The organism is Litoreibacter meonggei, from assembly GCF_003663885.1.
Lineage (GTDB): Bacteria > Pseudomonadota > Alphaproteobacteria > Rhodobacterales > Rhodobacteraceae > Litoreibacter > Litoreibacter meonggei.
On record NZ_RCCE01000002.1, the window covers coordinates 39,201 to 63,477 of the forward strand.

At 57.9% G+C, this 24,277-nt stretch carries 19 protein-coding genes; 7 read left to right on the plus strand and 12 right to left on the minus strand.

The features are described 5' to 3' along the window. Position 1 precedes the first annotated feature (1 nt). Positions 2-1,381 carry an aldehyde dehydrogenase family protein gene (locus BCF46_RS04940; RefSeq protein ID WP_121022378.1) on the plus strand — a complete coding sequence of 460 codons (1,380 nt, stop codon included), beginning with the start codon at positions 2-4 and terminating at the stop codon, positions 1,379-1,381. A 1-nt stretch (position 1,382) separates the two neighbouring features. Continuing rightward, entirely contained in the window at positions 1,383-2,528 is a 1,146-nt protein-coding gene (locus BCF46_RS04945; RefSeq protein ID WP_121022381.1) for an iron-containing alcohol dehydrogenase, read from the plus strand. A gap of 50 nt (positions 2,529-2,578) precedes the next feature. On the opposite strand, the gene BCF46_RS04950 is transcribed toward BCF46_RS04945, so the two are convergent. The 5 genes from BCF46_RS04950 to BCF46_RS04970 all read right to left on the minus strand — a co-directional run bounded on the left by BCF46_RS04950 (position 2,579) and on the right by BCF46_RS04970 (position 9,994). Continuing rightward, positions 2,579-5,020, minus strand: coding sequence for a GcvT family protein (locus BCF46_RS04950; protein ID WP_121022382.1), 2,442 nt, complete (start codon positions 5,018-5,020; stop codon positions 2,579-2,581). An 8-nt stretch (positions 5,021-5,028) separates the two neighbouring features. Beyond that, positions 5,029-5,916 (minus strand): choline/ethanolamine kinase family protein, encoded by an 888-nt coding sequence (locus tag BCF46_RS04955; RefSeq protein ID WP_121022384.1) that lies wholly within the window; start codon positions 5,914-5,916, stop codon positions 5,029-5,031. Further along, a complete protein-coding gene (locus tag BCF46_RS04960; protein WP_121022386.1) occupies positions 5,913-7,922 on the minus strand; it encodes an ABC transporter permease in 2,010 nt (669 codons plus the stop codon). The genes BCF46_RS04955 and BCF46_RS04960 overlap by 4 nt, the downstream gene beginning before the upstream one ends. Beyond that, entirely contained in the window at positions 7,919-8,950 is a 1,032-nt protein-coding gene (locus BCF46_RS04965; RefSeq protein WP_121022388.1) for a quaternary amine ABC transporter ATP-binding protein, read from the minus strand. Before BCF46_RS04965 ends, BCF46_RS04960 begins: the two co-directional genes overlap by 4 nt. A gap of 99 nt (positions 8,951-9,049) precedes the next feature. Then, on the minus strand, positions 9,050-9,994 hold the full coding sequence (locus BCF46_RS04970; RefSeq protein ID WP_121022390.1) for an ABC transporter substrate-binding protein: 945 nt from the start codon (positions 9,992-9,994) through the stop codon (positions 9,050-9,052). Between the two features lie 186 nt (positions 9,995-10,180). Between BCF46_RS04970 and BCF46_RS04975 the strand changes: the two genes are divergently transcribed. Together BCF46_RS04975 and BCF46_RS04980 are read left to right on the plus strand one after the other, a co-directional pair. After that, entirely contained in the window at positions 10,181-11,002 is an 822-nt protein-coding gene (locus BCF46_RS04975) for a DeoR/GlpR family DNA-binding transcription regulator (protein WP_245989837.1), read from the plus strand. A gap of 25 nt (positions 11,003-11,027) precedes the next feature. Then, the gene (locus tag BCF46_RS04980) at positions 11,028-11,807 is read left to right on the plus strand and encodes an inositol monophosphatase family protein (protein WP_121022392.1); all 780 of its coding nucleotides are present in this window, start codon (positions 11,028-11,030) and stop codon (positions 11,805-11,807) included. On the opposite strand, the gene BCF46_RS04985 is transcribed toward BCF46_RS04980, so the two are convergent. Both BCF46_RS04985 and BCF46_RS04990 read right to left on the minus strand, forming a co-directional pair. Continuing rightward, positions 11,804-12,733 (minus strand): choline/ethanolamine kinase family protein, encoded by a 930-nt coding sequence (locus BCF46_RS04985; protein ID WP_121022394.1) that lies wholly within the window; start codon positions 12,731-12,733, stop codon positions 11,804-11,806. The genes BCF46_RS04980 and BCF46_RS04985 overlap by 4 nt on opposite strands. A 13-nt stretch (positions 12,734-12,746) precedes the next feature. Continuing rightward, a complete protein-coding gene (locus BCF46_RS04990) occupies positions 12,747-15,170 on the minus strand; it encodes a GcvT family protein (protein WP_121022396.1) in 2,424 nt (807 codons plus the stop codon). 148 nt (positions 15,171-15,318) lie between these two features. Between BCF46_RS04990 and BCF46_RS04995 the strand changes: the two genes are divergently transcribed. Further along, positions 15,319-16,083, plus strand: a complete 765-nt coding sequence (locus BCF46_RS04995; RefSeq protein ID WP_121022398.1) for a DeoR/GlpR family DNA-binding transcription regulator — start codon at positions 15,319-15,321, stop codon at positions 16,081-16,083. A gap of 1 nt (position 16,084) precedes the next feature. Here BCF46_RS04995 and ugpC read toward each other — a convergent pair whose 3' ends face one another. The 5 genes from ugpC to BCF46_RS05020 form a co-directional block, all read right to left on the minus strand. After that, the gene (gene ugpC, locus BCF46_RS05000) at positions 16,085-17,098 is read right to left on the minus strand and encodes a sn-glycerol-3-phosphate ABC transporter ATP-binding protein UgpC (RefSeq protein ID WP_121022400.1); all 1,014 of its coding nucleotides are present in this window, start codon (positions 17,096-17,098) and stop codon (positions 16,085-16,087) included. Then, the gene (gene ugpE / locus BCF46_RS05005; protein WP_121023252.1) at positions 17,099-17,935 is read right to left on the minus strand and encodes a sn-glycerol-3-phosphate ABC transporter permease UgpE; all 837 of its coding nucleotides are present in this window, start codon (positions 17,933-17,935) and stop codon (positions 17,099-17,101) included. A gap of 23 nt (positions 17,936-17,958) precedes the next feature. Next, entirely contained in the window at positions 17,959-18,840 is an 882-nt protein-coding gene (ugpA, locus tag BCF46_RS05010) for a sn-glycerol-3-phosphate ABC transporter permease UgpA (protein ID WP_121022402.1), read from the minus strand. Positions 18,841-18,913: 73 nt separating this feature from the next. Further along, entirely contained in the window at positions 18,914-20,224 is a 1,311-nt protein-coding gene (gene ugpB / locus BCF46_RS05015) for a sn-glycerol-3-phosphate ABC transporter substrate-binding protein UgpB (protein WP_121022404.1), read from the minus strand. A 204-nt stretch (positions 20,225-20,428) separates the two neighbouring features. Beyond that, positions 20,429-21,202, minus strand: coding sequence for an ABC transporter permease (locus tag BCF46_RS05020; RefSeq protein WP_121022406.1), 774 nt, complete (start codon positions 21,200-21,202; stop codon positions 20,429-20,431). A 104-nt stretch (positions 21,203-21,306) separates the two neighbouring features. On the opposite strand from BCF46_RS05020, the gene BCF46_RS05025 reads away from it, so the two are divergent. After that, positions 21,307-23,403, plus strand: a complete 2,097-nt coding sequence (locus tag BCF46_RS05025) for a 4Fe-4S binding protein (protein ID WP_121022408.1) — start codon at positions 21,307-21,309, stop codon at positions 23,401-23,403. Further along, positions 23,400-24,269, plus strand: coding sequence for an FAD:protein FMN transferase (locus BCF46_RS05030; RefSeq protein ID WP_121022410.1), 870 nt, complete (start codon positions 23,400-23,402; stop codon positions 24,267-24,269). The genes BCF46_RS05025 and BCF46_RS05030 overlap by 4 nt, the downstream gene beginning before the upstream one ends. Positions 24,270-24,277: the final 8 nt, after the last annotated feature.

Genomic DNA, 24,277 nt, shown 5'->3' on the forward strand with positions numbered 1-24,277 from the left:
TGTGACCAAAACTTTAAAATGCATCTCTCCGATTGACGGATCGGTTTTCGCTGAACGCCCTATCTTGAGCGTTGCCAAAGCTGAGGCTGTCGCCCACACCGCACGCAACGCCCAACCCGCTTGGGCCGCACGCCCCTTGCAAGACCGCATTGATCTGGTGATGGCAGGCGTCGCTGCCGTGGGCGCGATGAACGACGAAATCGTGCCAGAGCTGGCCCATCAAATGGGCCGCCCGATCCGTTACGGCGGCGAGTTCGGCGGCTTTAACGAGCGCGCCAGCCACATGGCCGAGATCGCGCAGGGTGCTTTGGCAAACATCGAGGTCTCCAACGACGGTGACTTCCACCGCTACATCCGCCGTGTGCCACACGGCGTCGTTTTGGTCGTGGCCCCGTGGAACTACCCCTACATGACCGCCATCAACACCGTGGCCCCTGCCCTGATTGCGGGGAACACGGTGGTGCTGAAGCACTCGACCCAGACCTTGTTGGTGGGCGAGCGTATGGCGGCTGCCTTCCATCAAGCGGGCGTCCCGAACGAGGTGTTCCAAAGCATCTTCGTTGATCACGACACAACGTCCCATCTAATTAGCACGCGCTGCTTTGATTTCGTCAACTTCACCGGCTCTGTCGGTGGCGGTCAGGCCATGGAGCGTGCGGCGGCGGGCACCTTCACCGGCGTCGGGCTGGAACTTGGCGGCAAGGATCCGGGCTATGTGATGGAGGACGCCGATCTGGATGCAGCGGTGGATACATTGATCGACGGGGCGATGTTCAACTCCGGCCAGTGTTGCTGCGGGATCGAGCGAATTTATGTGGTGGAGACCCTCTACGACCAGTTCGTGGAGAAGGCCGTCGCTATCGTGAACGGTTACAAACTTGGAAACCCGCTGGACCCGGATACCACCATCGGACCAATGGCACATACACGCTTCGCAAACGAGGTGCGCGGACAGATCGCGGAAGCAATCTCTGGCGGTGCAAAGGCGCATATCGAGACCTTCGCAGAGGATGACGGCGGCGCATATCTCACCCCGCAAATCCTGACCGATGTGACCCATGACATGCGTGTGATGCGGGAGGAAAGCTTTGGGCCGGTTGTGGGCATCATGAAGGTCAAAGACGACGCGGAAGCGATTGCGCTGATGAATGACAGCGAGTTCGGCCTGACCGCATCACTTTGGACAAAAGACATTGATCGCGCCCAAAGGGTCGGCGACCAGATAGAGACGGGCACGGTGTTCATGAACCGCGCCGACTACCTTGATCCGGCCTTGTGCTGGACGGGGTGCAAGAATACTGGACGCGGCGGCGGCTTGTCGGTCATTGGCTACCACAACCTGACACGTCCAAAATCCTACCATCTGAAGAAGGCACACTAAGATGAACCTGACTGGCAACTGGTCCTACCCGACCGCTATCCGTTTTGGCGCAGGGCGCATTTCGGAAATCGCTGACGCGTGCAAATCCGCTGGCATGTCCAAGCCTTTGTTGGTGACGGATAAGGGGCTGGCGTCGATGGAGATCACCACGCGAACGCTCGACCATCTGGAGGCGGCAGGCTTGGGGCGCGGGCTGTTTTCCGAAGTCGACCCGAACCCCACGGACAAGAACGCCGAAGCTGGCGTCGCAGTCTACCGCGAGGGCGGGTATGATGGCGTCGTAGCGTTTGGCGGCGGTTCTGGCCTTGATCTGGCGAAGGTCATCGCGTTTTGGGCAGGCCAGTCCCGCCCGCTGTGGGACTTCGAGGATGTCGGCGACTGGTGGACCCGCGCTGACCCCGACAAGATCGCGCCCATCGTGGCTGTGCCTACCACGGCTGGCACCGGCTCCGAAGTGGGCCGCGCGAGTGTGATTACCAACTCGGACACCCATGAGAAGAAGATCATTTTCCACCCCAAAATGCTGCCCGCCGTGGTGATCTGCGACCCGGAACTGACCGTCGGCATGCCCAAGTTTATCACCGCAGGCACCGGCTTGGACGCCTTCGCCCATTGCGTCGAAGCTTATAGCAGCCCGCATTACCACCCGATGAGCCAAGGGATTGCGCTGGAAGGTATGCGGCTGGTCAAAGAGTACCTGCCCCGCGCCTATGCCACCCCGACCGACCTTGAGGCCCGCGCCCATATGATGTCCGCTGCCGCCATGGGGGCCACGGGCTTCCAAAAAGGTTTGGGCGCCATTCACGCGCTGAGCCACCCGATTGGCGCGGTCCATCACACCCATCACGGCACCACCAACGCGGTGTGCATGCCAGCGGTCCTGCAATTCAACAAAGACGTGATCGCCGCGCGGTTTGATATGGCCGCTGCCTATCTTGGAATCGCTGGCGGGTTTGGCGGTTTCTGCGCCTATGTGGATGAGCTGAATGCCTCCATGTCGATCCCGAAAACACTGACGGAGCTGGGCGTCAAAAACCCTGACTTAGACCTGTTGACCGACGCCGCATTACGCGACCCGAGCACGGGCGGCAATCCGGTCGAGATGACAGCTGCGAATACCAAAGCGTTGTTTGAGGCCATTCTCTAGCCGCCACGTTAAATGGCGTTGGCGGCGAGACATGCGCCGCCAACTTCGCCTTAGGCCTTCACACGCTCCATTTTTGGATCATACAGCGGTGCCATATGGACCGTGCAGGGCACTCGCTCGGTCGCGACCTCCAACTCGTAGTCGCCATCCATCACATAGTTCGCGTCGATGACTTCATCCGAGCGAACATAGCCGTAGCCGATTGATTTGTTAAGCGTGTAGCCAAACCCGCCGCTGCTCAGCCACCCGACCCGCTTGCCGTTCCGGTAGATGGTTTCTCGCCCGGACAGCACAATATCAGGGGCCGCAGTGAAGCCTGCGAGTATCTTCTTCACCCCGTTGTCGCGCTGCGCCTCGGCTGCTTTGCGCCCTTTGAAGTCAATGTTCTTTTTCAATTTCATCGCCCACGCCAATCCTGCCTCGGCGGGCGTGTGGTCGGGGCCGATATCAGCCCCCCATGCGCGGTAGCCTTTTTCCAGACGCATACTCTCAATTGTGCGGTATCCCGCGTCTCGCAACCCGAACTCCGCACCTGCTTCTGCCAATGCGGTGTAAACGGTAGTGGCATATTCCACCGGTAGGTGAAGCTCCCAGCCCAACTCCCCCACATAGGTGACCCGCAATGCGTTCACTGGGCATCCGGCGATGCCGATGGTTTTCGCCGTGCCGAACTTGAACTCTTCATTGGAGATGTCCGCGTTGGTGACCTTTTCAAGAATGTCGCGCGCTTTTGGCCCCATCAGCGACAAGACCGCATATGCGGACGTCACATCGACCAGTTGCACGTTCATGCCGTCAGGGATGTTGCGCGATATCCACTCGAAATCATGGGTCGCGAAGCCGGTGCCGGTGACGATGTAATACTCGTCGCGTGCCATTCGCACTGTGGTCAGGTCGCACTCGATACCACCACGGTCATTGAGCATTTGCGTGTAGACCAATGAGCCTACCGGCTTTTGCACGTCATTGGCCGCAATCCAGCTGAGCGCTGCTTCTGCGTCCGGCCCTTTGAGGACGAACTTGGCGAATGACGTTTGGTCGAACAAAACCGCAGCTTCGCGCCCAGCTTTGTGCTCTTCGCCAACAATGTCGAACCAGTTCTGCCGCCCGAAGCTATAGACGTCCTTCGGCTCCATCCCGGCTGGTGCGAACCAGTTTGGTCGCTCCCATCCCAGCTTCTCGCCAAAGCAGGCCCCTTTGCCTTTCAGCGTCTCGTACAACGGTGACTTCCGGCATGGCCTGCCAGAGCTGTGCTCCTCGAACGGCCATGCCATCGTGTAGTGTTTGCCATATGCCTCTACAGTACGGGTGCGGACCCAGTCAGTGTCGAAATGCGGGCGACCAAAGCGGCGGATATCCACGGGCCACAAATCGAACGGTGGCTCGCCCTTGGCAACCCATTCCGCTAGCGCCATCCCTGCCCCGCCACCAGCGGCGATGCCATAGGCGTTGAAGCCTGCACCGACGTAGAAATTCTTCAACTCAGGCGCTTCGCCCAGAATGAAGTTCCCGTCCGGCGTGAAGCTTTCCGGCCCGTTCACCAGTTGCTTGATGCCAGCGGTCTGCAAGGCTGGCACTCGGCCCAATGCCAGCTCCACAATCTGCTCGAAATGGTCGAAATTGGAGTCCAGCAACGTGTAGTGGAACCCCTTCGGGATACCTTTGAGCGCCCACGGAATCGGGTTCGGCTCGTAGCCGCCCATGACCAATCCACCTACCTCTTCTTTGTAGTAGGTCAACCGGTCCGGGTCGCGCAGTGTGGGCAGGTCTGACGTCACGCCGTCGATCTGTTCCGTGACCATATACTGGTGCTCCATCGGAACCAGCGGCACATTCACCCCAACGGTCGCCGCGAAATCGCGGGTCCATTGGCCGCCGCACAGAATGACCTTTTCGCATTCGATGAAGCCCGTTTCCGTCATCACGCCTTTGATCACACCGTCTTCAAGCTCGATCTTGGTGACTTTCGTATCTTCGAAAATGCGCGCTCCAGCCATGCGGGCGCCTTTGGCCAGTGATAGCGTTATGTCGGACGGGTTGGCTTGACCATCGGTCGGCATGTAAGCCGCGCCGACCACATCATCGACGTTCATCAAAGGCCATAAATCTAGGGCTTCTGTTGGTGTGAGCAACTGCATCTCCAGACCGAACGAGTGTGCGGTCGTAGCCTGCCGCTTGACCTCGGTCCAGCGTTCCTCGTTACACGCAAGACGCAGGCCGCCATTCATTTTCCAACCGGTTGCTTGGCCGGTCTCCTTCTCCAACGTGTTGTAGAGATCAACTGAATAGCCCAGCAATTGCGTGATATTGGCGTTGGACCGCAGTTGTCCAACAAGACCCGCCGCATGAAAGGTCGTGCCGGAGGTCAGTTTCTGCCGCTCCAGCAAGACGACATCAGTCCAGCCAAGTTTTGCCAGATGATACGCCGTGGAGCAGCCCACGATACCGCCCCCGATAACGACGGCCTTTGCACTGGTTGGGAAGGTGCTCATGGTGTTCCTCACATTGCTTTGAAGTCAGAGAGCGCGGCATTAAATCGCGACATGTTTTTTCGGGTGTAGTCGGCGTAGTCGAAGTCGATTTCGGAGTGGATTTCCGACACCATGCTCCACATGGTTTCGCGCAGCAGGGAGGCGCATTTCATCGCCTGATAGCGATTGCGCAGCTGGTCGGTCACAGGGGCTTCGAAGTAAGTTTCCAACAGCCAGCTCTCTTGCCGTTCGTGCAGTTCATTGTTGGACGCGAGCCCTGCGAGATCGAACAGCGGGGAGTTGAAGCCGCCATATTCCCAATCGAGTAACCACAACCGTTTTCCATCATCTATGAAATTGGCCGCGAGCAGGTCATTGTGCCCCAGAACCATCTGCACCGGCCCGACAGATCGCTCCAGTTTGTCCGCGGTTTCCAGCAGGTCCGGCAATATTTTGGTGTAGCTTGACCGGCCATGTTTCAACGTCGCCGCATAGTCACGCAGGACATGGAAAACCCAGAATGTCAAAATGGGGCCACGCAGGAACCGGACCGCATCGGTGTGACAGGTTTTGAGCAGTGGTACGATCCGCTCTAGCATCGCGTCTTGGCGTATTGCTTTCTCGTCCAATGTGCGTCCTTCAACGAAATCCAGCACCAAGATGCCGGGCTCTGCATGCACAATAGCTGGCGCGATCCCCGCCGCATGTGCCGCTGCATGTACGGCTTGCTCGTTAAAGCGCATGATCTGGTGCAGGACGATGTCCTCACCTACACGCACCACGTAGCGCTTGCCCTGATCCCAGACCGAGACGTTGAAATTGGTGATACCGCCGCCCAGAAACTCGATCCCCTTCGCGGCTTTCCAGATGGGCAAGTTCGAGACCTTGTCCAAGGCTCTTTGCTCAGCTTCGGTCATGATGCCATCCCCATTTTAGTGCGTGCTCTGGTGGCGAAAGCGGACAAGATGCGGTCGGCAATGATGGCGATGAAAGCCACCGACAGCCCCGCAACAATACCTTGTCCGGTGTTGGCTTTGGTCAGAGCGATATAGACCTCCTGCCCTAGGTCACGCGTGCCGACCAAGGCAGTGATCACCAGCATGGACAGCGCCAGCAAAATAGTCTGGTTCAGGCCCAGCAGCAGCTCTGGCAAGGCCATGGGCAGTTTGATCCGCCAAAGCAACTGCCTTGGGGTGCAGCCGGATACCAGCCCGGCCTCGACAAGTTGCGGATCGACACTGCGCACGCCATGCGCCGCATAGCGGACAGCGGGGGCCATCGCATATAGCACCACCGCCACCATTGCCGAGAAATCACCGACGCGGAACAGCATGACCACGGGGATCAGGTACACAAAGCTCGGCAAGGTTTGCAGCGTGTCAATGAACGAGCCGATGATCCGATTTGCCCTGTCGTTTTGGGCGGCCAAAATGCCCATCGGGATACCGATGGCCGATGCCACCAGCACCGAGACACCGCACAGATAGACCGTGACCATGGCTTTGTTCCAAAGCCCGACCGCCGCGATGAACGCCGTCAGAACACCGCTGAGAAGCCCAAGTCCGATACCGCCGACCCGCCAGCCGATCAGCGTCATCACAATGATGCCCCATGCCCACGGAATGCCCACGAAGAAGCGCTTCACCGGCAAGAGCAGATAGGTCAGGAACACCGTTTTGACGGCCTCGAATGTGTCGAAGAAATTCACGTTGATGTAGCCGATCACGTCCGACCAAAAGGTGCCGGTCGAGAGCGTCATGCTTTCGGGATAGTCTTGGATCGCGGGTAGAATGTAGGACAGAAGGAAGGTGCCGATAGCCACAACCAGAACAGTCACCGCCCAAGGATGACGCCCAGCTAAGTTCTGAGTTGTGTTGCTCGGCAGTTCATCCGCGACCCGCGTCGCAAAGGCCTGACTAAGCCTGTCCAGCGCTATCGCCATGACCACAATAGCAACGCCCGCCTCGATCCCGCCGCCGATGTCGAGCCGTCGCAGCGCGGTCAGGACGTCATAGCCAAGCCCGCCTGCCCCGATCATGGAGGCGATGATGACCATGTTCAGTGACAGCATGATCACCTGATTGACCCCCACCATCAGCGTCGGTGCAGCCGAGGGGATGATCACCTTCCACATCAGTTGGCGTTTGGTGCAGCCGACCATGACGCCCACGTCGTGGACCTCGCTCGGCACGCCGCGCAGGGCGACAATCGTGACGCGCACCATGGGTGGCATGGCGTAGATGATGGTTGCGACCAGTGCGGCAACGGGACCGAAGCCGAACAGGAACAAGATCGGCACAAGGTAGGAGAAGACCGGAACGGTCTGCATCAGGTCCAAAACGGGTCGGATGAACATCTCGAACGCGGGCACGCGGTAGGCCAGCACGCCCAGAAGCAGCCCCCCGATTGCGCCGATTGGCACGGCAATCAGCACCGAAGCCAGCGTCACCATGGCGCTGTCCCACTGGCCGAATACCGCGAGGTATCCAAAGCATCCCGCCATCAACGCGGCGAGTTTCCAGTCGCGCGCATAATGGCCCATCGCGGCAAGCGTGACGATAACAGCGACCCAACTCAATGACGGGGCCACGTCCACTGCGTCACTGCCAAGCCCCACAGAAAAGCCGTCTATCAGCGCGTTGCGCGCGAACGTATAGGGGGCTTCGATCAACGAGGAGATGAATCGCGTCAAATCGCGAAAGCTGAACAGGCCAAAGCTTGCATCCTCGACCAGCCATTGCATGAAAGCGCTGATTTTGGCCTCCAACTGCAAACGGGCACCGGCGGGGTATTTAATAATCCAGCGCGCGCCGAGTGCCTTGTAGAGAGGAAAGGAATAAGCCGATAGCACCCAAGTCACCGCAAAAATAGGCACCCAAAAAAGCGCGGCTTTCTGAAGAAATATGCGGCGCAGAAGGTTCATTTTTTAAGCACCCGACCGACAAGCACGTCGATGACAGCTTGCCTGCCAATTGTGCCGACAGCATTGCCCTCGTCATCCAACACCTTGAACGGCAACTCGCTTGCCTCAAGCATGTCCGCAACCGCTTCGATGCGTTGACCGATGCCCACATCGCCCGCGGTTTTGATGTCATCACCTCCGCGTGTCATCACGGCCCCGACCGTGAGAACCTTTGATCGCGATACGTGACGCGTAAACTCCTCTACGTACTCCGTGGCGGGGTTCAGCACCAATTCTTCAGGCGTGGCAACCTGAACGACTTTGCCGTCTTTCATCACGGCAATCCGATCTGCCAGCCGAATGGCCTCATCAAAATCATGGGTGATGAACACGATGGTTTTGTGAAGCAGGTTTTGCAGCCGCAAGAACTCGTCCTGCATTTCGCGACGGATCAGCGGGTCAAGCGCCGAGAAGGGTTCATCCAAAAACCACAGATCCGGCTCCACCGCCAAGGAGCGCGCGATGCCCACGCGCTGCTGCTGACCGCCCGACAATTGGCGCGGGTAGTAGGACTCCCTGCCCTTCAAGCCAACAAGCTCAATAACCTCGCGGGCGCGCGCCTCTCGATCAGCTTGCGGGATGCCTTGAACCTCTAAAGGGAAGGCCGTGTTCTCTAATACTGTTAGGTGCGGAAGCAGTGCGAATTGCTGGAACACCATCCCCATCTTCTTGCGGCGAATTTCAATCAGTTCAGCGTCGCTTGTCGTTAGAAGGTCTTTGCCCTCGAACAAGATTTCCCCGCCCGTAGGCTCAACCAGTCGAGACAGGCACCGCACCAGCGTGGATTTTCCCGAGCCGGACAGCCCCATGATGACGAAGATTTCGCCCTGTCGGATTTGCAAATTCACCGCGCGAACGGCACCTATCAACCCATGGTCTTTGAGTGTCTCAGAGCTGGGGTTCCCGTCATGTTCGCGATGGATACGCGACGCCTGCGCGCCGTAGATTTTCCAGACGTTCTTGCAGTCCAGTATGATAGGTTTTTGCATAACATCCTCGGATGCAATCTAATCGGACCGGAAAATCCGGAGACATCGTGCGGGATAGATGGATTGGATGGGCGCATTGGCCCACCCATTTTTTATGGTTTAGTTCGCGATCCAGGTTGACCAAGCCGCCTCGTTCGCCGCAAGCCAAGCATCGGTCACTTCGTCTACCGACTTGCCATCCAGATCAACTGCCGCGACCATGTCGCCCATATCATCATTGTTGACCGTGAAGGCTTTGATAGCCTCGACAGCGCCGGGCCATGTTTCGGCTACGGTGGAGGATGCGACCTTCCATATCGGGCCCGTGGGCTTGCCACAGTCATAGGCCATTGAAGTGTTCATCCCAACTGAAGGATCGGCGTAGCATTCCGCCGAATACTCGGGGAATTTCACGAAGCTGCCTTCATATTTGGTCGGAGCCCAGTGCGGTGCATAAATCCAAAGCACGATGGGCGCCTTGCGCTGATAGGCGCTTTCAAGTTCTGCAAACAACGCGGCATCTGTACCGGCATGAACCACTTCGAAATCCATGCCCAACGCTTCGACACGTTCGTCATCAAAGCCACCCCATGTTACTGGACCACCTAAATAGCGTCCCATCGGTGCGGTTTCGGGGGTGGCGAACTCAGCCGCGCAGTCGTTGAGAGCTTTCCAGTCGGGCAGACCGGGGCAAACCTCTTCCATATAGGCCGGATACCACCACTCCTCGATGGCGATCATGCCCGTCTCACCCAAGTTGACTACTTTGCCGGTTGCGGTTGCTTCGTCCATGGCTTCGCGACCTGTGGTTTCCCATATCTCCATGGCCACATGCAGATCGCCAGTCTTCAAGCCGGCAAACTGTGCGATGTAGTCGGCTTGCACATATTCGACATTGTAACCCGCCTTGGACAGAACCTTACCCATGAGGGTTGTTGTCACCAGCTGGCCCGTCCAGTCGTGCATCGTCAGTTTGATCGGCTCCTGCGACTCTGCGGCGGCCAGTGCCGCCCCCGCGATACTTAGTCCCGCAGCTGCCGCCACTCCAAAAGTGAAAATACGCATAGTAGTCCCCTGTCTAGTTTGAGTTGCAGACCCAGAGCCCCCCTAGAACGCTGGATTCGGTTTGTTCTTAAGATCAAAGTTTCAACACTCCGCAGCACATATCAATAGCAAAACCACATTAATGTGGTTTTTGATGTGGCTCACTGGTGATTTTTGTGGCTTTCTATACAAAATCCACACGATTCCATGAAAGCAAACAGAATGAACGCGCCAGCGACTTCAGATCAAAAGCCCGCCGACCCGCCTCATGTTTCGCATCGCGGTATGGAAATTTTGGACCTGATTACAGTCTCAGGTGGCAATATGAAAATCCAGTCAATCGCCTCGGCGTTGGATGTGTCGGAGGAAACCGTTCGCCGCAATCTCAAACCGCTCTCGGCAAGTGGGTTGGTAAAGCGGGTTCATGGCGGGGTTTATCTCAAACAAAGCTCCACCGAATTGAGCTTCGCACAACGCATGGATGAAAACCCCCGCCCCAAACAACGCATCGCTGCGCATATTGCGGGGCTAATCAGCGACGGCAGCTCATTGTTTTTGGATATTGGATCGACGACTGCCTTCATTGCGAAAGCCCTGCGCACCCATAAAGAACTGCTGGTTGTCACCAACTCCGTCGCGGTTGCCCATACCCTGGCCGCTCATAACAACAATCGCGTCTTCATGCCCGGCGGTGAGTTGCGCGCCCATGATGGCGGGATTTTCGGAGCCCAAGTCATCGACTTCATCAAGCCGTTCCACATGGATTTCGCGGTACTTTCGACCGCCGCTATCAACGCAACCAACGGGTTTATGTTGTTCGATCTCGAAGAAGCCCATTATTCCCGCGCCATTATCGAGCGCGCCAGCACACGGATTATCGCCGCCGACAGCTCCAAGTTCGGGCGAACAGCTCCAATCTCGATTGGGCCTGCGTCCGATGTCGAGTTATTGGTCACTGACGCACCACCGCCCGCGGACATTGCGAAAGCAGCACGGGATTGGTCGACAGAAATTGTCGTAGCTGGATAAAGCGCGAGCAGAAGGACACATACTAATGCCTGACACATTGGCGACGCGCCTTGAAACGGCGCTCAAACTTACTGAAACAGCGAGCAGGATCGCCCTCGACCATTTCGAGGGTGCGCTGCATATCGATACAAAAGATGATGCCAGCCCCGTCACCATTGCAGATCAGGAAACTGAACAGTCCATTCGCGCCCAGCTTGAAGAGGCATTTCCACTGGACGGCATCTATGGCGAGGAGTTCGACAACCTTCGCCTCGACAGCAACACCATCTGGGTCGTTGACCCGATTGATGGGACACGGTCGTTCATTGCAGGTGTTCCCTTGTTCGGCATGTTGTTGGCAATGGTGCAGGATAATCACCCCGTTCTAGGCATCTGCCGCCTTCCGGCTCTGGGGCAGGTTTACTCTGCAGCAAAAGGCGCTGGCGCGACACGAAATGGCACGCCCATAAAGGTTTCGCAGCAAACTAAGCTGAGTGAAGCCATGTTGTTTATCAACGAAGGCGAAGGGATCTATGAGGACGAGCCGCAGGTCTTCGAGCGCCTCACCAAAGCCGGGAAGCTGCGGCGACTTTCTTACGACTGCCAACCCCATGCTTTGGTTGCGTCTGGTCAAATTGACGCTGTGGTGGATTACAACCTGAAGCCCTACGACTATCTGGCTATGGTTCCAATCATCGAAGAGGCCGGCGGCGTCATCACCGACTGGCAAGGCGCGACGTTGGATTTCAACTCGGATGGGCGGGTAGTCACGGCATCGACGCCCAAGCTTCATGCCGAACTTCTAGCATTGCTTAACGCGGATTAACCCCGCACCGCGGCGACGTGCCGCTCGAACGCCGGATCGGTCATCAACGATTTGCATCTCTCGAACCGTCCGACCGAATACGCCCAGAAATCCTCTGCCGGATTTCCGTCGGCATGCTGGATCAGCCCCCAAAGCGTCCAGAGCAGATCACACATGGCCTTATAGATTACCATACGCCCCATCTGCGCATCGGTTGGCGGCGCTCTAAAATAGGCAGTCAACATTTCGATATCTTGTTCGGCGGTCAGCCCGGCCTCGACCGACAAATCGCCGAGGTCCCATAACGCGTCGTTCATGCCGGAGTACTCAAAATCAACGATCCACATTCTGGTGCCGTCATCTAGGAAGTTCTCACATAGCGGATCACAATGGCTTGGCACCAAGGTTCCGGGCTGCTCCGCAAGCAGTTGTTTGATCGGTTGCGCGTCAGATACGACCTTGTGGTAACCTTCCGGCAGGTCGGTGTCCTTTCCAGACAGGACCGACAGGTAGTCGTCGATCATCGCAAACAACTCAAAACGAAACTGGAAGTCTCGCGGCGCGTCGTGCAATTTCCGCAACGCTGTTCCCGCCCGTGCAGGCGAGCCGGCACGACTTTGAAACAGATCAGGGATCATGGTTACAATGCCGTCAACACAGTCATTGACCATGACACCGCTTGCGCTGTCCGCCCACAGAACCACAGGCGCTACGCCTGCCTCTTCGGCAACCCGCGTGTTGTGAATTTCAACGGCGCGGTCGATATAATCTTCAGTCCCCTGCCCGGGGATACGGACCACAACACTTTGGCCGTCAGCTACGACGCGGTAGACCAGATTGGTCAATCCGCCCATGCGTTGAATTTCAACATTAGCGTCGTCTATATCGGCAAAGCCGTCTACCTTGCGCAGCACCTCAAGGATTTGGGTCTTGTTCTCGTCGCTCATTTGGGTTCCCGCCTCAACTCTTCAGCCGCAGATTTTTCGGATCATAAAGCGGCCCGTCAACCCGCGTGATCTTGTGCCGCTCGCCAAACACCTCCAACTCGAAGTCATCTTCGCCGGCCAGATCCGCTGGAAGGTAACCGAAGATGATCGTTTTATCTACGGTGTGCCCGAAGCCGGCGCTTGTTGCGACAGAAACAGTTTTGCCCACCTTAACAATAGTTTCTCCGCCTGTGATCGGCAGTTGGTCGTCACAAGTGAAAGTACACAATCGCCTGTCAGTGCCATTCGCCCTTTGCTGTTCCAACACGGCGCGACCTTTGAAATCCGCTTTGCTTTTCAGATGCACTCGAAAGCCGAGCCCCGCCTCAATTGGCGTATAGTCGGGCGTGATATCGGCACTCCAGTAAAGGTATCCCTTCTCCAGACGCAGGCTTTCAATCGCGCGGTAGCCGACGTCGCGAATGCCATGCGCCTGACCGGAACTCCACAATAGATCATAAACATGGCGCCCGAACTCGGTGGGGATATGCAATTCCCACCCCAACTCTCCCACATAGCCGATACGCGTGGCGAGCACGGTTGCAGCACCGACGACAATCTCCTGTGCAGTCCCGAAAGGAAATACGTCATTGGATAGATCATCCTCCGACACGCTTTGAAGCACTTTACGCGCCTTGGGTCCGCAGATATTCACTACAGCACGAGCTGACGTCACTTCGATCAGATGCACAGAGCCATCGGTTGGCAACGCACGTCTAATCCAGTCGCTGTCATGCATCCCGAATCCCGAACCGGTCACGATGTAGAACCGATCCATAGCGAGACGGGTGATAGTCACGTCAGCTTCGATTCCACCCTTACCATTGCAAAGCTGCGTATAGATGACAGCGCCTACGGGCTTGTCCATGTTGGACACGGCGATGCGTTGCAGCACGGGTAAAGCCTCCGCCCCGATCAGCTCGAACTTGGAAAAGCTAGATTGATCGATCAACGCCACCCCTTCACGTACGGCCTTGTGTTCTTCGGCGGCATACGTCTTCCACCCCGGATTGATGAAGGCCAACTGGTCCGCCTGATCAACGCCCTTCGGCGCAAACCACAATGGGCGTTCCCAGCCGTTCTTTGATCCGAAAATAGCGCCATGTTCCTTCACGCGGTCATGAAGTGGGCTCAACCGGAGATTGCGCGCCGTTTCCGCCTCCTGCCCTGGGTACCGCATTTTGTAATGATGCGCGTAGTGTTCGACGGCGCGCGGATACATGAATGCCTTGGTGGCGTGATGCGGGCTGAAACGGCGCACATCCAGCGGCCAAAGATCAAGACTGGGGCTGCCATCGAGTATCCACTCGGCAATCATCTCGCCCGCGCCACCACCCGCCGCGATCCCGTACAGGAACCCCGTCGACAGCATCAGGTTTTTCAGGTTTGGGGCCCAGCCCATGACAAAATCGCCATCTGCGGAATACGGGATTGGACCGTTGATGACTTGGCGAATGCCCACCTCATTAACCACCGGTGTCACCTGCCCCGCCATTTCGGCCAGCGGTGCAAAACGGTCTAGATTGTCAGGCAAAAGCTGGCGGACGAATTCGCCGGGAATGCCCTTGTCGCCAAATGGCAGGGTGTCGTCTTCGTAGCCGCCAATGACCAGCCGCCCGCCGGCATCGGGCTTGTAGTAAACCAACCGCTCAGGGTCGCGCAGTGTCGGCAAGCCTTTGACCAGCTCGGGATCGGGCAGCGGTTCGGTGACGATATACTGGTGCTCTACCGCGCAGGCTGGGACGATCACGCCCAGCTTCGCCGCCAGCTCGCGGCTCCACATACCCGCGGCCAGAACGACCGTTTCCGCCTCATAGTCGCCTTCGGTGGTCATCACTTTTGTGATGCGGTTATTTACGATTTCGAAGTCGGTAACCTTCACGCCTTGCAGGATCTTCGCCCCATGCATCCGCGCGCCGCTCGCGATGGCTTGGCACAGGCTGGCGGGGTCGACATGCCCGTCGGACGGGATAAACGCCGCGCCTTTCAGCCCTGTCGCGTCAATGTAGGGAAACAGCGATTTCGCCTCATCCGGTGTGACCATCTCCATTTCCAGATCAAAGCTACGCGCCATTGTGGTCAACCGTTTGGCTTCCAGCATTCGTTCTTTGGTCGCCGCGAGCCGTAGACTGCCAACCTTTTTCCAATCGAACGCCATGCCAGTCTCGGCTTCCAACTGGTCATACATCGCGACGGAGCGTTTCAGCATCCGCGTGGTATTGCGCGATGACCGTAGCTGTCCGACCAAACCAGCGGCATGCCACGTCGCCCCTTCAGTCAGCGACGCCTTCTCAAGAAGAACCACATCTTTCTCGCCGGACTTTGCCAAATGATACGCAATCGAGCAGCCGATGATGCCGCCACCAATGATCAGATGCTTCGCTGAATGTACCGCCATGACACGCCTGTTTTGCTAAATTCCCCTCCTATAAGGCTTCCATTCAAAACAACATTTAGCAACATATTTTTTGCTTTTTGTTGAATTTCAGCCTTGAGGCACAATTTTGCATCCCATATTTTAGCTGGAATCCTAAAACGGGCGCCCAATGTCAAAGCACGAGCAAGAAATCCTGTCCCTCGTAAACCTGCGAGGAACGATCACCGTGGTTGAGCTGGCTCAGACATTGGATGTCTCCGACCAGACGATCCGGCGGATTGTGAAGCCGATGGAAGAGCGTGGCGTGGTTCGAAAAGTCCATGGCGCACTCATCAGTACGCAAGAAGTTATGGATCCGCCCTTCCTTGCGCGGATGAACAAGAACCGCGCAGCAAAGGTCGCGATTGCCAATTGCGTTGCCGATCTGGTGCAGGACGGATCGTCACTGGCCATAGATACGGGCTCCACATCAGGGTATGTCGCTCAGGCTTTGCGGCGGCGGAAAAACCTGACGATCGTGACCAACTCGGCCTATATCGCCAGCACCTTGTCGATGGTCGAGGGAAACCGCGTGTTCATGGCTGGCACCCAGTTAAGAAACCATGACGGAGCAGCGTTCGACCGCGCGGCCTTTGACGTCATCGCAAGTCTCACGGTCCAGCATGCAATTCTCTCGGCCTCCTCGGTCCACCCGACACGCGGGTTTCTGGCCTTCGATCAATGTGAAATCGACATCGCACGCGCGATGATAGATATCTCTGCACGTACTGTTATGGCCGTTGATGCGACGAAGTTCTCGGCAAGCGGCTCCCTGCCCTCACTGCGCATGCCGGAGCTGCGGGCGAATGATGTGGTTGTTGTCGACCAATCGCCGGGAGCGGCGTTCTCGGATTTGATCGACCCCAAGCAGCTGGTTGTTGCGGCAGGCCAATAGGCTACACGCGGCGTCCTTTGTCATTGAACGCCATCTCGTCGTCAGCGCCCCAGTCCACGCCGACCGGATCGCCCGCGACGGGCAAGTCCATCGCACCATCCTGCCTAACCGTGAAGGTCTCGGTCCCCGAATTCATGCGCAGGTGAACGAGCGTCTCGGCCCCGAGCGCTTCGGTGAACACCACGTTTCCGCTCAGCTTGCCCTGCCCCGAGGGCAGCAGGGTTATATGTTCTGGCCGTATGCCAATTTTGGACGCCCCCTTTGGTGCGTCCGGCACCAAAGCCGCATCAATGAAGTTCGTGGCGGGTGAGCCGATGAAACCGGCCACAAACTCGGTCTGCGGGTTGGAGTAAACCTCTAACGGCGCACCGATCTGGTCGGCCACGCCGCCATTCATCACCACCATGCGGTCGGCCAGTGTCATTGCCTCGACCTGATCGTGGGTCACATACAGCGCGGTGATGCCAAGACGCGATTGCAATTCCTTGATCTCTAGCCGCATTTGCACTCGCAGCTTGGCATCCAGATTGGACAACGGCTCGTCGAACAAAAACACCTTGGGCTTGCGCACGATGGCCCGCCCCATGGCAACACGTTGACGCTGCCCGCCCGACAGCTCGCGTGGCTTGCGTTTGAGGTAGGGTTCCAGTTGCAACATCCGCGCGGCCTCTGCCACCCGCTCAGTGATCTCCGCCTTGGGCGTCTTGGCGATCTTCAGCCCGTAGGCCATGTTTTCCTCGACTGACATATGCGGGTAGAGCGCGTAGTTCTGGAACACCATAGCTATGTCGCGGTCCATCGGCTCAACCCCGTTGACCTGCGCTCCGTCGATCGTGATCTCGCCGGAGGTCACCGTTTCAAGCCCCGCGACCATGCGTAGAAGCGTGGACTTGCCACAGCCGGAAGGGCCGACGATGACGATAAACTCGCCGTCCGCGATGTCGATATCCACGCCATGGATAACGTCGGTCTTGCCGAAGGATTTCTTGATATTGTCGAGCTTGATCGTTGCCATTTATTTCTCGCTATCCACAAGTCCGCGTATGAAAAGTCGTTGCATCGAGACCACCACAATCACCGGCGGCAGCATCGCCAGAATGGATGTCGCCATGATCACCGGCCAGTCCGCATAGTCGTCGCCACTGGGGAACATCTGCTTGATGCCCATGACGATCGTGTTCATCGACGGGTCGGTGGTGATCAGCAGCGGCCACAGGTATTGGTTCCAACCATAGATAAACAGGATCACGAACAGCGCCGCGATATTGGTCCGGCTCATCGGCAGCAGGATATCCCAGAAGAACCGCATGGGCCGCGCCCCGTCGACGCGGGCGGCCTCGGCCAGCTCGTCCGGGACGGTCATAAAGAACTGGCGGAACAGGAAGGTCGCCGTGGCCGACGCGATCAGCGGGAAGATCAACCCGCTATAGCTGTTGAGCATGCCGAAGCCTGCGACAACCTCATAGGTCGGCACGATCCGCACCTCTACGGGTAGCATCAGCGTCAGGAAGATCAGCCAGAAGAACAACCGCCGTCCAGGAAATTTAAAATAGACGATGGCGAAGGCTGAGAGCAACGAGATCAGGATTTTGCCGAGCGCGATGCCCATCGCCATGACGAAGGAGTTCATTAGCATCGAGGCCACCGGCGCATTGATGCCCGAGGTCAGCGCCTTGGAATAGTTGGTCAGGAATTGATCGCCGGGCCAAAGCGGCATGGGCGGGCTGATGATATCGGATTGGGTCACGGTGGACGCGACAAAGGCCAGCCAGATCGGGAAGAAGATAACCAGCACGCCGATGATCAGCCCCACATGGGTGAAGTAGTGGCCTACGCCACGTTTCTCGACCATGCCATCTTGTGTAACCCGCGCCATCAGTAATGCACCCTGCGTTCGATGAACTTGAACTGCACGATGGTCAGCGCCCCCACGATCACTAGCAAGATCACCGATTGCGCGGCGGAGGAGCCAAGGTCCTGACTTACGAATCCGTCAGAGAACACCTTGTAGACAAGGATCGTCGTTGCCTGTTGCGGTCCGCCGGCGGTGATGGTGTGGATCACCCCGAAGGTCTCGAAGAACGCGTAGACGATGTTGACCACCAGCAAGAAGAACGTGGTTGGGCTGAGCAGCGGAAAAACGATGGTGCGGAACCGCGTCCAGAAGCGCGCGCCGTCGATGGCGGCGGCCTCGATCACCGATTTGGGAATGGCTTGCAGGCCCGCAAGGAAGAACAGGAAGTTATAGCTCACCCGCCCCCAGCTTGAGGCGACGACGACAAGGCCCATGGCCTCCGCCTCATTCAGGACGTGGTTCCAGTCATAGCCCAGCAGGCCCAGATACCATGACACCACGCCCACGCGGGTGTTGAACATGAACAGCCACAGCACGCCCGCGACCGCTGGCGCCACGGCATAGGGCCAGATCAGCAACGTACGGTAGACGCCGGAGCCTTTGATCAGCCGGTCCGCCAGCACCGCCAGATACAGCGCGAAGCCCATGGAGGTTACCGTGACCAGAATAGAGAACACCGCGGTCGTCACAAAAGACGCGCGATAGTAGGAATCGCCCAAGAGGTATTCGAAATTTCCCAAGCCCACCCACTTCATGGACAGACCGAACGGGTCGGGGATGAACAGCGACTGATAGATCGCCTGCCCCGCCGGATAGAAGAAAAACACTGCCGTGATGATGATCTGCGGCATAAGCAGGCACATCGGCAGCAGCCAGCCCTTAAAGGTGACGCGCTTTTCCATTCAAATTTCTCGCCCCCTTGACCGGTCGTACGTGCAAGGCGTCAGAGGGATTCCGACGCCTTGCAAGTTTGCTTTAGCGGTTGGCTTGCTCGAAGCGGCGCAGCAACGCGTCACCACGTTCCTTGGCGCTATCAAGGGCGGTTTGGGCGTCCTTGTCACCGGCCCAGACGGCTTCCAGCTCTTCGTCGATGATCCCCCGGATCTGGTCGAAGGAACCAAGACGCAGGCCCTTCGAATTGCCCGTCGGCGCCTTGCCGGTCATCTGCTGGCCCGCGATTTCGGTGCCGGGGTTTTCGTCGTAGAACCCTTCCGCTTTGGTTTGCTCGGCAGCCGCGTTGGTGATCGGCAGATAGCCGGTGTTCTGGTGCCATTTCGCCTGCACGTCAGAGCTGGACAGGAAGGACAGGAATTGAGAGACACCCTTGTATTCCTCGGCATCATGGCCAGCCATAACCCAAAGCGAAGACCCGCCGATGATCGTGTTTTGCGGCGCGTTGCCAGCACCTTCCCAATACGGAAGCGTGCGGATTTCAAAGTCAAACTTCGCCTCAGCCTTCACACCCGCGTAGCCGGCGGAGCTTTCGGTGAACAGCGCACATTCGCCCGAACGGAAGTTCGCGCCACCTTCATTGCGGCGCCCCGTGTAGATGAACTTGCCATCTTTGGCCCATTGTCCCATCGCCTCGACATGCGCGACCTGAACCGGGCCGTTCAACATTAGCTCGGTGTCGAGACCGGCAAAGCCGTTATCCTTGGATGCGAAAGGCACATCGTGCCACGCTGACATGTTCTCAAGATGCACCCAGCTTTGCCAAGCGGTCACCAATGGACAATCCTGCCCACCAGCTTTCAGCTCATCCAACGCTTCGCCGACATTCTGCCATGTGGACAGGTCCATGTCGGGGTCCATTCCAGCGGCTTTGAACGCATCACGATTCACGTAAAGCACCGGTGTCGAGGAGTTGTAGGGCAGCGACAGCATATCGCCATCTGTCGTTGTATAGTAACCTTTGACGGCGCCCATATACCCATCGGGGTCAAATGGCGCGCCACCTTCAGCCATCACTTCATAGACCGGCTTGATCGCCCCTTTTGCGGCCATCATAGTGGCAGTACCCACCTCGAACACCATCAGGATGTGAGGCTGCTCGCCCGCACGGAACGCAGCGATCCCCGCGTTCAATGTCTCCGAATAGTTGCCCTTGTGGCTGCCGACGACGACGAAGTCCGACTGGCTCGCGTTGAACTCTTCTATTTGCACCGCCAACAGCTCGCCCAGACGTCCGGTGAACGCATGCCACCACTGGATTTCCGTTGCGGCGTACGCATTCGACGACAACGCAATGGTTGACGCGAACGCGCCTAGTAGTGTTTTGATTTTCATGATGTCCTCCCAGACTGAAAAGATTTTTCTATCCTATGCCACGAGCTTAGCGGCACGATTGCAAGCGTGGCAAGCCTGTTCGACCGAACCGGTCTCGCGTCTCCATCCACACGTCCTCCGCTGGCAATAGGATGCGAAGGTAACATGACAATGACACTATTCAACACACAGCGGATCGCCCTGCGGAAACCGTCATCCGTCAAATCAGCCGTGGCTTGGTCGTCGCCAACGGGTCGCGCGCCGTTCCATGACACCGATCACGCCGTATTCCAGCACCAACATCAGGGCCACGAAGCTCAGCGCATAAGCGAGCACATAACCTGTTTCAAACAGCTGAAAATAGAGATGTATCTGAAAGCCCACCCCGTCGCTTCGCCCTAGAAATTCGACCACAAGCACGATTTTCCAGATGATCGCCAGTCCGTTGCGCGTGCTGGAAGCCAGATATGGCCAAAGTTGCGGCAGGATTACATGACGCAGGCGCGTGAATGCCGACATGCGATAGGCCTGCGACATCTCCTTCAGCTTCGGGTCAAGCGCATGCACCCCTTCGCGGATCGTGACTGCAACCATCGCCGTCTTGTTCAAGGCGACGGCGGTGATGGCGGCCACTTCATTCAGGCCGATCCATAGATAGCACAGCACAATCACCACCAAGGCAGGCACATTCAACAGCACCACCAGCCACGCGCCGAACCAGCGGTTAAGTGTTACATTCATCCCCATCGCGATGCCGATCACCACGCCGAACACCATCGCCAGAGCAAAGGCCAGCACGACCCGCCGTAACGTTGCGATAACATGGCGGGGCAATTCCCCTGATGCGGTTTCGCTCAGGAAGATGCCCCACACCTCGTTCGGACCGGGCAAAACTGTTGAATCCCCACCCCACCACGCAGCCGCGGCCCATAGCGCCACAAGCCCGATGAGCGAGACCACAACAACAGGCGCTTGGTTCTGGGTGGCTCCGTTCTGCATAGCAGAAGAGTGTCACGGAACACCCAGCACCCCCAAGCGATAATCCACCCGATCATACCTAAGTCGAATAGGGTCAGCGTGCCGCCCCGCATAGTCTGCGAGGCATGTTGGGAGGCAAATCACTCACTGCCCTGTTTTGGGGCGTGGCCCTTTGGGTCGCTAGTGCCCTGTCTGCTATTGCAGAGCCCCTGCCCCGAGAGACGTTAGAGCCCTACATCGTCCCGCCAATGTCTTTGGGCGAGCAACTTAACGACCAAGGTGTCTGGCAATTGCTGAACTCCGGCGGGGCGGAAGCCGGGTACGTTTTCGAGACTGAACCCATGGCGCCCCTTCCCGGGTTTTCCGGCGCGCCGATCAACATGTTGGTCGTGCTGGATCTGGACGGGCGGTTTCTGGACGTGAAGCTGATCTCGCACAATGAGCCGATCTTTGTTTCCGGCTTGGGTCAGGCCCCGTTTCACAAATTCTTCGAGCAATATCGCGGGCACTCCATATCGGATAGTCTGGTCGTCGGCTCACCCTATGGCGGCGGCGGTGACGGGTCGGCGCTGGTCTACCTAGATGGCGTGACCAAGGCGACCGCGTCGGTCCGCATCGCGCATGAAAGCCTTCTGGCAGCCGCCCTAAAAGTGGCCCGCGAGAAGATGAACGGGGTTTCAACCGGCCCGCCAGCCTACCCCAACCTCGATTACTCCGAGACCCTGAACTGGGCCGCTTTGGTCGAGCAAGGCATCGCCACACATAAGGTCGTCACCAACGCCGAACTGAACGCAGAGTTCGAAGGCACACTTTGGGAGGACGACGATCCGGAGGCGCAAGACAACCCGGACAAGAACTTTCTGGACCTGTGGGTGATCGACGTAGGTCCGCCCTCGATTGCGCAAGCAGTATTGTCGAAAGACAGCTACGAAGAGTTGCGCGAGTTCATGTCGATCTCCACCACGGACGAGCCGGTGCTGCTGATCGAGACCGCCCGTCATGGGCTGGTGACGGATGACTTCGTCCGCAACACGTCGCCAGACCTCATCAGCGTTGAACAAGGCGGCTTCCCCGTCGCATTCCGTGATGCCGACATCTACGTCGAGTTGAACAGCGATCTTCCCGACGGCATTCAAGACGGGGCCGCGCTGATCCTGCGTACGGACCGGCGCCTTGGGTTTGATCCGGCGGCGGATTGGACGCTGCAACTCAAAGCGCTGCGCGAGCACGGCTCGTTTCAGCCGGAAATCGGCTCCATCGCACTCACGACAACACATGCCACGCCAGAGCGGTTCTTCTCTCGCCCAGAAGTTATCAAACCCTCCCCGCCGTGGCTGGATGCTCTGCGTAACCGCGCAAACGATCTGATTGCCCTCGGCGTATTCCTGGTCGCGTTGGTTGCCCTCCTTGGCCTGCGCATGAATCGCCTCGCGGGTCACAGGTATTTCACCCCGATCCGTCTGGGCCTTCTGGCCTTTATGACGATCTTCATCGGTTGGTGGGGACAGGGGCAACTGTCGATCGCCACCCCCATGGCCGTTCTACGCACGCTGAAAGATGGGGGCAGCTTTTCGTTCCTACTCTATGACCCGTTCTCATTGGCCATTTGGGCTGTCACCATCCTTGGCTTTGCCCTCTGGGGCCGTGGGCTTTTCTGTGGCTGGTTGTGCCCGTTCGGCGCGATGCAAGAATTTGCGCATCACTTGGGCCGTCTTCTCCGCCTGCCGCAGATCGAGCCGTCGGTGAGATGGGATCACCGTTTGAAATGGTTAAAGTACCTCGTGCTGGCGGGTCTGGTAGCAATCATCTTCACCGCACCTGCCCGCCTCGACAAAGCTATCGAGGTCGAGCCTTTCAAAACCGCGATCACCACTTTCTTCATCCGCGAATGGTATTACGTGGCCTATGCCGTTGGCCTGCTGGTTTTGTCTATGGTGCTGTTCAAAGGTTTCTGCCGCTACCTTTGCCCGCTTGGGGCCGTCATGGCGATTGGCGGGTTGGTCCGAGGCCGCGAATGGATCGCGCGCCGCGCTGAGTGCGGCTCGCCCTGCCAGCTGTGCCGCGTCAAATGCAACTACGGGGCGATCAAGAAAACTGGCGAGATCGAGTATTCAGAGTGTTTCCAGTGCCTGGACTGCGTCACGATCCACGATGACGAGACGCAATGCGTCCCGCTGATCCTCGCCGCCAAGGGACGTAAAGTTGAGGTGGCTGCCCAATGACTTTGAACCGCCGCCGTTTTCTGACAATCTCAGCCGCCTTCGCGGCCTTCCCTGCGCAGGCCAACAGTTGGCAGGGCCGCGCATTCGGGGCCGATGTCAGCATCACGATCAACGGCCCGCGCGATTTGGCAAAACCAGCCCTCGCCGAAGCCCGACGAACCATTCGCGAAATTGAGCAATTGTTCAGTCTGTATGATCCTGCATCCAGCCTGTCCCGCTTGAACAACTCTGGCGCACTCGTCGATCCCGACCGTCGCTTCCTTGCGCTCATAAGAGCCTCCGATGACGCCTATCGGATCACCGGCGGTCTGTTCGATCCAACCGTGCAGCCATTGTGGCGCGCGCTTGCAGAAGGGCGCGATCTGACCGCCGCGCAGGCCGTAATCGGATGGGAGAGAGTCAACTTCGACACTGATCGGGTCACCCTTGGTGCTGGCCAATCATTGACGTTCAACGGAATCGCGCAAGGCTTTGCCACCGACCTCGTCACCGATGCGCTAACGCGCAGCGGCTTGACGAATACACTGGTTAACATCGGTGAGTATCGCGGCGTTGGCGGGCCATGGAGCATCGGGTTAAGCGATCCCGATCACGGCTATTTCGGGACACGCGCGCTCACTACGGGTGCTGTGGCGACCTCAAGCCCCTCAGCGCTTAGTCTGGGTGCGCATGCTCATATTTTACACCCCACCGCGCGCCCTCGATGGTCAACGGTGTCGGTCGAAGCCGAGACCGCCACGATGGCCGATGCTCTGTCTACTGCGCTGGTTTTGGTACCGCGTGACAAGGTTGAAAGCATCGCCCGCGCCGCGGGGCTTCGCCGGGTGACACTGGTGACGTTCGACGGCGATCTGACCACGATCTAGCCCGACAT

Bases quoted from the DNA above. Each gene is read 5' to 3' on its own strand.
- BCF46_RS04945 (WP_121022381.1), top strand. From the start codon at position 1,383: ATGAACCTGACTGGCAACTGGTCCTACCCGACCGCTATCCGTTTTGGC.
- BCF46_RS04950 (WP_121022382.1), bottom strand. From the start codon at position 5,020: ATGAGCACCTTCCCAACCAGTGCAAAGGCCGTCGTTATCGGGGGCGGT.
- BCF46_RS04955 (WP_121022384.1), bottom strand. From the start codon at position 5,916: ATGACCGAAGCTGAGCAAAGAGCCTTGGACAAGGTCTCGAACTTGCCC.
- BCF46_RS04960 (WP_121022386.1), bottom strand. From the start codon at position 7,922: ATGAACCTTCTGCGCCGCATATTTCTTCAGAAAGCCGCGCTTTTTTGG.
- BCF46_RS04965 (WP_121022388.1), bottom strand. From the start codon at position 8,950: ATGCAAAAACCTATCATACTGGACTGCAAGAACGTCTGGAAAATCTAC.
- BCF46_RS04970 (WP_121022390.1), bottom strand. From the start codon at position 9,994: ATGCGTATTTTCACTTTTGGAGTGGCGGCAGCTGCGGGACTAAGTATC.
- BCF46_RS04975 (WP_245989837.1), top strand. From the start codon at position 10,181: ATGAAAGCAAACAGAATGAACGCGCCAGCGACTTCAGATCAAAAGCCC.
- BCF46_RS04980 (WP_121022392.1), top strand. From the start codon at position 11,028: ATGCCTGACACATTGGCGACGCGCCTTGAAACGGCGCTCAAACTTACT.
- BCF46_RS04985 (WP_121022394.1), bottom strand. From the start codon at position 12,733: ATGAGCGACGAGAACAAGACCCAAATCCTTGAGGTGCTGCGCAAGGTA.
- BCF46_RS04990 (WP_121022396.1), bottom strand. From the start codon at position 15,170: ATGGCGGTACATTCAGCGAAGCATCTGATCATTGGTGGCGGCATCATC.
- BCF46_RS04995 (WP_121022398.1), top strand. From the start codon at position 15,319: ATGTCAAAGCACGAGCAAGAAATCCTGTCCCTCGTAAACCTGCGAGGA.
- ugpC (WP_121022400.1), bottom strand. From the start codon at position 17,098: ATGGCAACGATCAAGCTCGACAATATCAAGAAATCCTTCGGCAAGACC.
- ugpE (WP_121023252.1), bottom strand. From the start codon at position 17,935: ATGGTCGAGAAACGTGGCGTAGGCCACTACTTCACCCATGTGGGGCTG.
- ugpA (WP_121022402.1), bottom strand. From the start codon at position 18,840: ATGGAAAAGCGCGTCACCTTTAAGGGCTGGCTGCTGCCGATGTGCCTG.
- ugpB (WP_121022404.1), bottom strand. From the start codon at position 20,224: ATGAAAATCAAAACACTACTAGGCGCGTTCGCGTCAACCATTGCGTTG.
- BCF46_RS05020 (WP_121022406.1), bottom strand. From the start codon at position 21,202: ATGCAGAACGGAGCCACCCAGAACCAAGCGCCTGTTGTTGTGGTCTCG.
- BCF46_RS05025 (WP_121022408.1), top strand. From the start codon at position 21,307: ATGTTGGGAGGCAAATCACTCACTGCCCTGTTTTGGGGCGTGGCCCTT.
- BCF46_RS05030 (WP_121022410.1), top strand. From the start codon at position 23,400: ATGACTTTGAACCGCCGCCGTTTTCTGACAATCTCAGCCGCCTTCGCG.